Origin of the sequence: Montanilutibacter psychrotolerans, assembly GCF_003719825.1 — a bacterium.
GTDB lineage: Bacteria > Pseudomonadota > Gammaproteobacteria > Xanthomonadales > Xanthomonadaceae > Montanilutibacter > Montanilutibacter psychrotolerans.
The window spans coordinates 14723-27550 of record NZ_RIBS01000008.1 but is presented as its reverse complement, the minus strand read 5'-3'; the positions used below and the strand labels follow the sequence as shown (position 1 = coordinate 27550).

General features: G+C 69.4%; 4 protein-coding genes. All 4 read right to left on the bottom strand.

Annotated elements, in window-relative coordinates:
* Positions 1-14: 14 nt before the first annotated feature.
* Genes EER27_RS14425 through EER27_RS14410 form a run of 4 tightly spaced genes read right to left on the bottom strand, consistent with a single transcriptional unit; the run spans position 15 to position 12677 of the window.
* Positions 15-1355 carry an MFS transporter gene (locus tag EER27_RS14425; protein ID WP_123088841.1) on the bottom strand — a complete coding sequence of 447 codons (1341 nt, stop codon included), beginning with the start codon at positions 1353-1355 and terminating at the stop codon, positions 15-17.
* On the bottom strand, positions 1352-5905 hold the full coding sequence (locus EER27_RS14420) for a non-ribosomal peptide synthetase (RefSeq protein WP_123088840.1): 4554 nt from the start codon (positions 5903-5905) through the stop codon (positions 1352-1354). The genes EER27_RS14425 and EER27_RS14420 overlap by 4 nt, the downstream gene beginning before the upstream one ends.
* Before the next feature lie 38 nt (positions 5906-5943).
* Positions 5944-9291 carry a non-ribosomal peptide synthetase gene (locus tag EER27_RS14415; RefSeq protein ID WP_123088839.1) on the bottom strand — a complete coding sequence of 1116 codons (3348 nt, stop codon included), beginning with the start codon at positions 9289-9291 and terminating at the stop codon, positions 5944-5946.
* On the bottom strand, positions 9291-12677 hold the full coding sequence (locus EER27_RS14410) for a non-ribosomal peptide synthetase (RefSeq protein WP_190285818.1): 3387 nt from the start codon (positions 12675-12677) through the stop codon (positions 9291-9293). The genes EER27_RS14415 and EER27_RS14410 overlap by 1 nt, the downstream gene beginning before the upstream one ends.
* Positions 12678-12828: the final 151 nt, after the last annotated feature.

Below are 12828 nucleotides of genomic sequence, written 5' to 3'. Positions count from 1 at the left end.
GTCCGCGCGACGCATCACGTCGCGCACTGCAATGGGGTGCCCGTGTCGGCGACGAGCGGCGGTGCGTCGGGCAGTTCGCTTTCGACGCGGCGAATCGAACGCACGGCGTAGGCGCCGACGGCCACCAGCACCATCAGCACGCCCAGCACGATGAACATCAGGCCAAGGCCTCGCCCGGGCCCGGTGCCGATGAGCAGGCCGAGCGATCCGGCCAGCGCGCCGCCCGGCGCCAGCAAGGGTTCAAACGTGTGTTCGGCCAGCGGTCCGGCCAGGCAGTAGCCCAATGGCATCGCCGCCTCTGAAAGCACGCGTTGGATCGCAAAGCAGCGCCCCTGCAGATCGGCGGGCACCTTGCTCTGCCACAGCGCGGCATTGGCCGAGTTGGTGAAGGGCATGGTCAGGAACAGCGCGAAGCCGGCCGCACAGATCAGCGTGAACGATGGCGCCAGACCGTGCAGGGCCAGGAACACCCCGGCCAGCAGCGAGAACCCGAGCATGCAACGGATGCGCGAGCGCGGACCACCCCACAAGGTCATGATCAGGCCACCGACCAGCAGGCCGCTGCAGCCGATACTCATCTGCAGGCCCAGCATGGTTTCCGAGTCGCCGCTGACCGACAGCACCAGTGGCGTGATGGCGATGCTGGCGATGCCGAAGAAGAAGTTGGAAAGTCCCAGCACCGTGAGCACACCGAGCAGGCCCGGTCGATCGCGAACGTAGCGGAACCCGGTGGCGGCTTCGTGCCAGAGGTTGGCTTCCTCGGACGGTGTCGTGCGCGCCGGGCGCGGCACCCGCGCCGCCACCAGCGCGACGACCCCCACCGCAAACGTCAACGCATCGACGAGCAGGACGGTGGTCATCGAGAACACGCCCATCAACACGCCGGCCAATGCCGGGCCGCCGACGAGTGCGACGGCATTGCCGGTCTGGACCATGCCGTTGACGCGATTGAGCTGGTCCTGCGATGCCAGCAACGGGATGCTTGCGGCATACGCCGGCTGCAGGAACGCATTGGCCAGCGCGCTGATGCCGACGCCGGCATAGACATGCCACATCGCCAGCGTGTCGGTGGCGAACAGGATCGCCAGCGCCACCATGACCGTGGCCGATGCCACCTCGCAGGCGATCATCGTTCGGCGCCGGTCCCAGCGGTCCACCAGCGCGCCGGCCAGCGGCGACACCAGCAGCGCCGGCAGGGCCATCGCGATGAAGACCAGGGCAAAGCGGGTTTCCGAGCCGGTGGTCCGGTACACCCACAACCCAAGCGCGAACGACGTCAGCCGAGAGCCGACGCCAGAGATCAATTGACCAGCCCAGATCAACAGGAAATCGCGAAGTCCCGGCGCCCGGCTCATGCCTCCACCTCCGACAACGCCGGCAGCGCGCCGCGCTCGCGCAGGAATCGCAGGTACACCGAAAACAGTGCCCGATCGGCAGGCGGGCAGGTCAGTCCGGTCGCGGCAACCAGGTCGGCGGTGGCCGTGCAATCGAACGCGGGCTCGGTGGGGTCGTAGTGTTCCGGGAACAGACCGGCGAACGGCGCCAGCGCGTTGTCGCGCGAGGCCGTGGTGACGGCCAGCAACGCATCGCGCCAGCGTGGATACGGCACCTCGCGCACGCGATAGCCCGCCTCGTCGAGTGCCTCGATGGCTGCCGGAACCGGCAGTCGGTGCGGGTTGAGGAAATGGAAGTTGCCGTTGGCATCGCCGGCGCCCAGCGCCAATCGCACGATCGCGCGGCCGACGTAATCGACGGGCGCCATGTCGAAGGATTCGTCCGACAGGCGCGGTGCCAGGCCCAACTGCACGCAGCCTTTGATCCACGCGTTGAAATAGTCGCCGACGTTGCCCGCGCCGCTGCGGCTGTCGCCGGTGATGCGCGCCGGCCGGTAGATCGCCACCGGCAAGCCGCGTGCCCGCGCGAGCAGCGCCAGCTGTTCGCCGACCCACTTGCTCTGGTTGTAGCCGCCCTGCTGGTCGTCGGCGTGCGGGGGCGGGTCCGATTCGCGCACCGTGGTGCCCAGATGGCGATCGGTCAGATAGACGCCCAGCGTGGACACCAGGTGCACGGGTTTGACGCGCGTGTGCGTGGCCAGGCGCAGCACCTCGCGGGTGCCGTCGACGTTGGCCGCGCGCAGGTGTTCGTACGGCGCCAGGAAATTGACCTGGCCACCGTTGTGGAAGATCGCCTCGGTGCGTTGTGCCAATGCATCGAAGCCCTCGCCGCCCAGTCCGAGCAGCGGTGCCGACAGGTCGCCGGGCACCGGTACCAGACGCGCCTCGTCGCCGTCGCGCCACTGGCCGTAGCCCTCCAGGTTGGCGCGCACCCGCCGCAGGCCGTCGGTCACCGTGTCGGCGCGCACCAGGCACAGGACCTCCGCGTCGGTGGTGTCGAGCAGTTCACGCACCAGGTAGGCGCCGAGGAACCCGGTGGCGCCGGTCACCAGCACCGAACGCGGCGTGGCGCGCGACGTGGCCGGCAGGCGGGCGTGGCGCGGGTCGATGTCGTCCGGCAGCCGCACTTCGCCCGACAGGTCGAATGCCGCCACCGGTGCGCCCGAGCGCAGCTGGTCGATGGTGCGCGCCAGGCCGGCGATGGTCGGGGTGGCGAACACCGATGGCAGCGGCACGTCCACGCCCAGCGCCGCATGCAGCTTGAACACCAGCGGCAGGGTCAGCAGCGAATCGCCGCCAACGGCGAAGAAGTCGTCGTCGACGCCCAGGTCGGCCCGGCCAAGCACGTCGCGCCACACCGCCAGGACGGCGTGCTCGGTGTCGGTGCCGGGCGCGCGCAGCGTGCGCGCGCGATCGTGCGTGGCATCGGGCACCGGGAGTGCACGACGGTCGACCTTGCCGTTGCGGGTCAACGGCATCGCGTCCAGTCGCACGTAAGCGGCCGGCAGTAGCGCTTCGGGCAGACGCTGTGCGAGGTGGTCACGCAACTGGGCCGCGTCGGGACCGTCCTGGGCGCAGACAACGTAGGCGACCAGGCGACGGTCGCCCGGGCGATCCTCGCGCACCAGCGACGCGGCGGCGTGCACCTGTGGATGGGCTTCCAGCGCGGTCTCGATCTCGCCCAACTCGATGCGCACGCCACGCAGCTTGACCTGGTTGTCGCGACGGCCGAGGAACTGCAGCGTGCCGTCGTGGTTCCATCGCGCCAGATCGCCGGTGCGGTACAGCCGCGCGCCGACGTCCTCGACGAACGGATCGGGCAGGAAGCTCGCGGCGCTGGCATCGGGCAACCCGAGGTACTCGCGCGCGATGCCCACCCCGCCGATGCACAACTCGCCCACCACGCCGCGCGGAGCAAGTGCGAGGTGGTGGTCGAGCACGTAGATGCGCACTCCGGGCAGTGGCGTGCCGATCGGCAGATCCGGCCCGGCCAGTTCAGCGGCGTCGCACGTGGCCAGCATGGTCGCGCAGACCGAGGCCTCGGTCGGGCCGTAGTGATTGCACAGCGCGACGCGACCACCGGTGAGGCCGGCGAACCGGCGGACCAGATCGATCGGCACGCTCTCGCCGCCGATCATCATCAGGCGCAGTTGCGGCAGCAACGGGCCGGTGCGATTCATGGCGGCCCAGCCTTCCGACCAGCGACGCCACAGCGCTGCGGGCGCATCGATGGCGCCGACCGCGTGTTCGGCGCAGAACCGCTCGAGCTCGGACGGACCGAGTTCGGTCGGCGTCGGATGCAGCACCAGGGTCGAACCGGTGGCCAGGATTGGGAAGACGTCGCCCACCGAGGCATCGAACACCAGCGGCGGGATCATCAGCAGGCGCTGGTCGCGGAAGTCGTGGCGGGCGATGAAGCCGCGCACCAGATTGACGGCACCACGGTTCTCGATCACCACGCCCTTGGGATTTCCGGTGGAGCCGGAGGTGTAGATCACGTACGCGGCATGCGTGGCACCGGAGGCGTGCGCGTCTTCGATGCCGCGGGCGGCGTCCGCACCGGCGTCGCTGCGCAGCAGCGGCACCGGCACGTGCAGCGCCTGCGCGCGCGCCAGCCAGGCCGGCGGTGCGACGAGGGCCTGCGCGGCGCAATCGTCCAGCAGGAATGCCAGCCGCTCGTCCGGATGCGCCGGGTCCAGCGGCACGTACGCGCCGCCGGCGGCGAGGACGCCGAGGATGGCGACGATCGCTTCGATGGAGCGGTCGGTCAGCACGCCGACGCGCGATTCCGGGCCGACGCCGAGCGCCCGCAATTCGCCGGCAAGGCCGTACGCGCGCCGCAGCAGTTGGTCGTAGCGCAACGTGCCGCCGGGTTCCACCAGCGCCACGGCCTGTGGTGTCCGCGCCGCCTGCGCGGCGAACATCGCGAACAGGCTGTCGTCGGCGGCAGCTCTCGGATCTGGGCCATCGCGGTCGGCGCCCTCGCGGTTGCCGTCGCCCAGGCGCAGCAGGTCGCGGCGGTCGTCGTCGTCGAGCAGCGGCACCTGCGACAACGGCTGGTCGGGATCGGCAAGCACACCGCGCAGCAGCACCTCGAACTGACGTGCCATCCGCGCGACGGTGGCCGCTTCGAACAGATCTGCGTCGTAGTCGAACGTGCCCTCGAGCCCGTCCGTGGTCTCTTCGAGCGACAGGGTCAACTCCAGACGCGCGACGCGCAGTGCCGGCTGGATCCAGCTGACAATGACGCCGGGCAGAGACGGCGGCGCGGCACCCGTGTTCTGCAGCACGAACATCGCCTGGAACAACGGCGTGCGGCCGGGCGCGCGTTCGATGTCCAACGCATCGATCACGCGTTCGAGCGGCACTTCGGCATGGTCCAGTGCGTCCAGGCAGTGCGCGCGCGTGCGCGCCAGCAACTGGCGGAAAGTCGGGTCGCTGCCGAGGTCCGCGCGCAAGGCGATGGTGTTGACGAACAACCCGATCAACGGCTCCAGTGCGGGGGCACGCCGGTTGGCCACCGGCGAGCCGACGACGATGTCGTCCTGCCCGCTGTGGCGCGCAAGCAACGCCTGGAATACGGCCAGCAAGGCCATGAACCGCGTCGCGCCTTCCCGTCGCGCCAGGTCGCCCACGTCGGTCAGCAGCGACTGCGGCAACTGCATCGGCACGCGCCCGCCGCGACCCAGCGGCGTCGACGCGCGCGGGTAGTCGGTGGGCAGGTCCAGCAGGCCGGTGGTGCCACTCAAGGCCCGCTGCCAGAACCCCGTTTGCGTCTCGATGCGACCTGCCTGTGTCGGCTCCTGCTGCCACAGCACCGCATCGGCGAACTGCAACGGCAGTTCCGGCAGTGACGCGTCCGCACCGGTGGAAAACGCGGTGTAGAGCCGCGACACCTCATCGACAAGCACCCCCATCGACCAGGCATCGGACACGATGTGGTGCACGACCACCAGCAGCACGTGCCGGCGCGGTTCCAGGTGCAGCAGGGTCGCGCGCAATAATGGCGGCCGGGCGAGGTCGAACGGTCGGTCGGCGTCGATGTCGGCCAGTCGCTGCACCTGCGCTTCGCGCTCGGTGGGAGCCAGTGCCGACAGATCGATCCGTTCCATCGTGAACTCGCCCGGCGCGACGACGGTCTGCCGCGGCTGACCATCGACTTCGGCGAAACCCGTTCGCAAAGCGTCGTGGCGATTCACCACCTGCGCGAAGGCCCGTTGCAGTGCGTCGCCGTCCAGCACGCCGTCCAGGCGGTAGTAGGCGTAGACGTGGTACGCCGCCGTTCCGGGCTGGAGACGTTCGAAGAACCACATGCGCTGCTGCGCCGGGGACAACGGCTGCGGCTGGCCGCGCTCGGCGCGTCGAACGATCGGCGTCGTGGCCGGCGGGGCATCGTCGTTGCCGGTGCCGCGCGCTGCCAGCTGGCGCTGCAGGAGCTCGCGCTGTTGTGGCGTCAGGCGCGCCAGGCGAGCAGACATCGCGCCGGCGCCGTTGTCGGAAGGCGGGTTCATTGAGGGCACGCTTGTCTTCGTCCTTGAGGAGGCGGGCGTCAGCTACTGGTTTCGGCCAGTAGTGCCTGGATCTGTTCGTCCGACAGGCCTTCGAGCTGATCGAGCATCCCGGCCAGCGCGTCGTCGTCGACGTCGTCCATGCGGTGTTGCAACAGTCGTTCGCTGAAGGCCGCGACCGTTGGCGCCTCGAACAGCAGGCGCAATGGCACCTCGCCGCCAAAGGCCTTGTTCACCCGCGTGATCAACTGGGTGGCAAGCAGGGAGTGACCGCCCAGGTCGAAGAAGTCGTCGTGGATGCCGACACGTTCGCGGCCCAGCACTTCGGCCCACAGTCCTGTCAGGACTTCCTCTTCGGCATTGCGCGGTGCGACGAAGGCGTCCGACTCGCTGGCATCGGAATCGGGCGCCGGAAGCGCGCGCCGGTCGACCTTGCCGTTGGGTGTCATGGGCAACTGGGCAAGCACCACGCAGGTGGCCGGCACCATGTACTCGGGCAGTCGCTCGCGGGCAAACGAGCGCAACTCGGCGTTGGTGGGAACGGCGCCGTCGTGCGCGACGACATAGGCGACCAGGCGCTTGTCACCGGGGCGATCCTCGCGACACGCCACCACGACCTGTCGCGCGGCCGCATGTTCGGCGAGCACGCATTCGATCTCGCCCAACTCGATGCGGAATCCGCGCAGCTTCACCTGGTGATCGATGCGTCCGACCACTTCCAGCTTGCCGTCGCGCCGCCAACGCGCGAGATCGCCGGTGCGGTAGAGGCGCGCATCGGGACGTGTGCCGAACGGATCGGGAATGAACTTCTCGGCGGTGAGGTCCGGCCGCGAGAGATAGCCTCGCGCGACCCCCAATCCGCCGATCAGCAACTCGCCCGGCACCCCGACGGGCACGGGCTGCAGGTTGGCGTCGACGACGTAGACTTCGGTGTTGGCCAGTGGACGCCCGATACTGATCGACGTGTCATCTGTGCCGATGCGCTCGACCGTCGACCACACCGTGGTCTCGGTCGGGCCGTAGAGATTCCACACCTGCGCGGTGCAGCGCAGCAGTCGATCGGCCAGCTCGCGCGTCAACGCTTCGCCACCGCACAGCACGCGCAGGTCGCCGCCCTGCCAACCGGCGTCGAGCAACATGCGCCAGGTTGCCGGGGTCGCCTGCATCACCGTGCAGCCCGAGCGCGCGAGCAGGGCGACCAACGCCGCGCCGTCGCTGGCGGTGGCACGATCGGCCAAGACGATGCGCGCGCCCACGGTCAGCGGCAGCAGGAGCTCCAGCAGCGCGATGTCGAACGACAGCGTGGTGACGGCGCACAGCGCGTCGCCGGCGGACAGCCCCGGCTCGCGCGCGACCGATGCAAGAAAGTTCACGGCGGCGCGATGCGGAATCTGCACGCCCTTGGGACGGCCAGTCGAACCGGACGTGAAGATCACATACGCCAGGTCTTCTGGACCCACGCCGGACGCGGCGCGGTTCGTCCGATCCGGATTGCCGTCCCTCAGCGCATCCTCGATCAGCACCGGGCGGGCCGTGGAGACGGGAAGCTGCGGCAGCAAGTCGCGCTCGGTCACCACCAGGCGCGCCGCCGCATCCTCGAGCATGAACGCCAGTCGCTCGGCCGGATACCCGGGGTCCAGCGGCACGTAGGCGGCACCGGCCTTGAGCACGCCCAGCAGCGCGACCAGCATGCGCGGCGAGCGCTCGACGAACAGGCCAACCAGCTCGCCGGGGCCAGCGCCGTGCGCGACCAGCACGTTGGCCAGCGCGTCGGCCTGCGCGTCGAGCTCGGCGTACGTGAGTCGATTGCCGTCGTGCTCGATCGCCACCGCGTCCGGACGCTGCGCCACCTGCGCCTCGACCAGTGCGTGCAGCGGCACGTCGAACGGTATGTCGCGGCGCGTGTCGTTCCAGTCGCACAGCACCTGCCGGCGTTCGTCGTCGTCGAGGATCGCCAGCTCAGCGATGCGTCGCGAGGGATCGGCCACCACCGAACGCAGCAACTGACGAAGGTGACGCGAGAACGCAACGACGGTTGCCTCGTCGAACAGGTCGGTGGCGTATTCGAGGAACAGCCAGAGGCCTTCGTCGGCCTCGCTGGCAAACAGGGACAGGTCGGTCCGTGCGGTGCCCTGGTTGATCCGGTCGAAGTCGATCGGCGTCAGCGTCAAGCCGGGCAGGTGCGCATCGCCGCTCGGGAAGTTCTGGAAGAACAGCATCGCCTGGAACAACGGCGAATGGCTGAGCGCGCGATCGAGATCGAGCGTTTCCATCAATCGCTCGATTGGCAGGTCCTGGTGTGAATAGGCACCCAGCGTGGCGTCCTTCACCCGCGCCAGCAGTTCGCGGAACGTCGGATTGCCCGACAGATCCGTACGCAGCGCCAGGGTGTTGACGAAGAAGCCGATCAGCGGCTCCAGCTCCTCGCGGCTTCGGTTGGCGACGCCGACGCCGATGATCTGGTCGGCCTGGCCCGAGTAGCGCAGCAGCAAGGTGTTGAAGGCGGCCAGCACGGCCATGAACGGTGTCACCCTCTCTTGCCGGCAGAGTCGCTTGAGGTTCTCGTAGTCGGCCGTCGGCAGCAGGCTGCGCGACACCTCGCCGCGGTGGCTCTGCACCGCAGGACGCGCGCGGTCTCCCGGCAGCTCCAGCACCGGAAGCCGGCCCGACAGGTGCTCCTGCCAGTACGCGAGCTGTTGGCGCATCGCGTCGGTGTCGAGCTGTTCGTTCTGCCACATCGCGTAGTCGACGTACTGCACCGGCAACTCGGCCAGTGGCGATTCCCGGCCTGCCTGGAAGGCGGTGTACAGCTGGTGCAGCTCGTCGTGGACGATGCCCAGCGACCAGCCGTCCACCGCGATGTGGTGTGCGTTGAGCGTGAGCAGGTAGCGGTCGTCGGCGAGCTGCACCAGCAGCGCTCGAAGCAACGGACCGCGCGTGATGTCGAACGGCCGTGCGGCCTCGTCGCGGGCGGCAGCAAGCGCGGCCGACTCACGTGCGTCCGTCGGCAGGTGGCGCAGGTCCAGGCGCGTCACCGGCACGGGCGCGGGCAACTGCACCTGCTGGTGCGCGCCGGCGTCGTCGCAGGCGATCACCGTGCGCAAGCTCTCGTGACGGCGCACGATCTCGTCGAACGCGCGCTGCAGCACCGCGATGTCCAGCACGCCCTGCAGCCAGTGGCTGGCGGGAACGTTGTAGACCGCCGATCCAGGGCTGAGCTGGTCGAGGATCCACAGCCGCTGCTGCGCCGATGACGGCGCGATGCGGTCCGGGCGCAGGCGGCGGCCGATCCCGGCCTTCTTCGTCGCGCCCTGCCGGGCGAGTTGTTGCATCAGCAGTGCCCGCTTCTCCGGCGAGAGGCCGGCCAGGCGTTCGTTCAGATCGCTCATCACACGTCCCCGGGTCGCGCGGTCGTCGCCAGCAGGCGTGCGCTGGCTTCTTCGTCGCTGAGGTGTTCCAGGCTGAGCAGCAACGCCTCCAGATCGTCGGGCTGCAGGCGCTCGCGCTCGGTGGCGATGCGTGCGGCCAATTGCTCGAGGGTGGGCGCCTCGAACAGCGCGCGCAGCGGCAACTCCACCGAGAACGCCTGCTCGATGCGGGCCAGCAACTGCGTGGCGAGCAGTGAATGCCCGCCGACGTCGAAGAAGTTCTCGCGGACATCGATCTGCCGACGGTTGAGCAGTTGCCCCCACAACTCGGCCAGGGTGGTTTCTTCCTCGGTGCGCGGCGCGATCCGTTCGCCTTCGTCTGCGGCACCGGCGACCAGTTCGGGCGCGGGCAGCGCGCGGCGATCGACCTTGCCATTGGGCGTGAGCGGAAACGCGTCCAGCACCACGAATGCGCTGGGCACCATGTAATCGGGCAGCGTGGCCTTCAGATGGTCGCGCAACGCGGCGACCGTCGGCGTGGAATCGGCGGTCACGTAGGCGACCAGGCGCTTGTCGCCGGGGCTGTCTTCGCGGCAATGCACTACGGCCTGTGTCACGCCGGGGTGCTGGGCGAGCACGGCCTCGATCTCGCCCAGTTCGATGCGGAAGCCGCGCAGCTTCACCTGGTGATCGATACGCCCGATCACCTCGATGGTGCCGTCGCGACGCCACAGCGCCAGGTCGCCGGTGCGATACAGGCGGCCACCCGGTCGGGCGGTGAACGGGTCGGCGATGAACTTCTCGGCCGTAAGGTCCGGCCGCCCGTGGTAGCCGACCGCGAGGCCATCGCCACCGATCAGCAGCTCGCCCGGGACGCCGGTCGGCGTGTGCTGCATGTGCTTGTCGACGATGTGGATCTGCGTGTTGTCGACCGGCTTGCCGACCAGGATCGGGCCATCGCCGGCGGTGACACGGCACAACGCCGAGTACACGGTGGTCTCGGTCGGGCCATACAGATTCCACAACTCGTCCGCGCACGGCAGCAGGCGGTCGGCGAGCTCGCGCGGCAACGCTTCGCCGGTGGAGATGATCTTCTTCAGCCCCGGCGTTCCGCGCCAGCCGACTTCGAGCAACATGCGCCAGGTGGCGGGTGTGGCCTGCATCACGGAGGGCGCGCGGGTATCGATCATGCGGCGCAACGCGAGCCCGTCGCGTGCGGTGTCGCGATCGGCCAGCACGATCTGCGCGCCGACGGTCAACGGCAGCACCAGCTCGAACAACGCGATGTCGAACGACAACGTGCTGATCGCGCACACCGAATCGCCAGCGGCGACGCCCGGCTCGCGCGCCACCGAGCGCAGCAGGTTCACCGCGGCCTGCTGCGGGATCGCCACGCCCTTGGGCTTGCCGGTCGAGCCGGAGGTGAAGATCACGTACGCGAGGTCGTCCGGGCCGGCACCGTCGTCGGGAGCGTGCTCGGCGTCCGCACCCAGTGCCTCGTCGGCATCGGCCAGCACCACGATGTCGACGCCGGCATCGCGGAAGCTTGCCGGCAGCTCGTCGAGCAGCGCGCGGTGGGTGACCAGCACGCGCGCCGCCGACGTTTCCAGCATGTAGGCCAGGCGCTCGGTCGGGTAGGTCGGGTCCAGCGGGACGTAGGCCCCGCCGGCCTTGAGGATGCCCAGCAGGCCGATCAGCATTTCCACCGACCGGTCGACATACAGGCCAACCAGCGAGCCGGGTCGGACGCCGGCATCGCGCAGCCGGTGGGCCAGCGCGTTGCTGCGCTGATCCAGCTCGCGGTAGTGCAGCGCGCGGTCGTGGAAGGACAGGGCGACGGCTTCGGGCGTGCGTTCCACCTGGGCTTCGATCAGCGCCGCCAGCGTGCGCTCATTGGGAAGTTCGCGACGGGTATCGTCGTTCCAGCGGGCCAGCTCATCCCGCTCGGCGCCGGTCAACAGTGGCAGCGTGGCCACGCGTGCGTGCGGGTCGGCGGTCGCGGCGGCAAGCAACGTCAGCAGGTGGCCACCCAGTCGCGCGATGGTCGCCTCGTCGAACAGGTCGGTGCTGTACTCGAACATCACCTCGCGTTCGGCCTGCTGGTTCACGAACAGCGTGAGGTCCGCGAGTGCTGTGGTTGGCGCGAGTTCGACCTTGTCCGCGGCCTGCACATGCAGGCCCGCCAGGGCATGGGTCTGGGTGGGGAAGTTCTGGAAGAAGTACATGACCTGCGCCAGCGGTGTGTGGCTGGTCGAGCGCGGCAGGCGCAGTACTTCGAGCACGCGGTCCAGCGGCGCGTCGGCGTTTTCCATGGCGCCCAGCACGTGGCCGCGCACCTGTTCGAGCAGGTCGGCAAAGCTGGTGTCGTCGGGGACGCGTGTACGCAGCGCCAACGTGTTGACGAGAAAACCGACCACCGATTCGAGCTCGACCCGCGCGCGGCCGGCCACGCCCATCGCCACCACGACGTCGTCCTGGCCGGTGTAGCGCGCCAGCAGCGCCTGGAACGCGGCGAGGAACACCATCGACAGCGTTGCCTGGCGCTGGCGCGCGAGGGCTTCAAGGCGTTCGTACAGGTCCGCGGGAATCTGCGTGGACCACAGTGCGCCTCGGAAGCTCTGCACGGCCGGGCGCGAACGGTCGGACGGCAGGTCGAGCGTGGCGGCCGCGCCGTCCAGATGCTGCTGCCAGTAATCCAGCTGGGTCTGCAGGGCGTCGGCGCCAAGGGCATCGTGCTGCCACAGGGCCACGTCGGCGATCTGCAACGCCGGGGGCGGCAGCACGTCCTTCAGCGCATCGGCCGGGGTGCCGGCACGGGCGGCGTCGTGCAGCGCCTGCAGTTCGCTGACCAGGACCGAGCAGGACCAGCCATCGACGGCGATGTGGTGCAGCGTCAGCACCAGCAGGTGCCGTTGCGCGCCGGCGTCGATCAACGTCGCACGCAGCATCGCGTCGCGACTGAGGTCGAACGGCTGGTCGTGCGCAGTGCGCGCCAACGCCAGCGCCGCATCGCGTCGCTCGGCGTCGGTGGTGCCTTGCGCGGACAGCGCCTGCCACGGCACGTCGACGCGGTCGAGGATGTGTTGCGACGGCTCGCCGTGCTGGCTGCGAAACACGGTGCGCAGGCCTTCGTGGCGATCGGAGAGCGCCTGCACGGCATGCCTCAGGCAGGAGGCGTCCAGTTCGCCATCCAGCCACAGCGCGCAGGACTCGTTGTAGGCGATCAGGTTCGGGGTGAGCTGGTCCAGCAGCCACAGGCGGCGCTGCCCGAAGGTCAGCGGAATGCGCTCGGGGCGCGGCCGCGGTTGGATGCGGTTCTGCCCGGCGCGTTGGCGGGCGGCGATCTGGCGAAGCAACTCGCGTTTTGCGGGCGAAAGATCGGCAATGCGCTGTTCGAAATCACTCATCTTGCGTGAACGTCCCTGTAAGAAACCGCCGACACGGCAGAGCCGCGGACGACAGCAAACGCCGTCACCCGCCGCAACTCTGGAATCACCTGCTTCTGAAAATCTCCCCTTGCACCGCGCCCGCCTCGATCGCCATCGCGAGATGGCGTGA

Excerpts from the sequence above, each read along its gene's own strand:
- EER27_RS14425 (WP_123088841.1), bottom strand. The coding sequence starts at position 1,355 with ATGAGCCGGGCGCCGGGACTTCGCGATTTCCTGTTGATCTGGGCTGGT.
- EER27_RS14420 (WP_123088840.1), bottom strand. The coding sequence starts at position 5,905 with ATGAACCCGCCTTCCGACAACGGCGCCGGCGCGATGTCTGCTCGCCTG.
- EER27_RS14415 (WP_123088839.1), bottom strand. The coding sequence starts at position 9,291 with ATGAGCGATCTGAACGAACGCCTGGCCGGCCTCTCGCCGGAGAAGCGG.
- EER27_RS14410 (WP_190285818.1), bottom strand. The coding sequence starts at position 12,677 with ATGAGTGATTTCGAACAGCGCATTGCCGATCTTTCGCCCGCAAAACGC.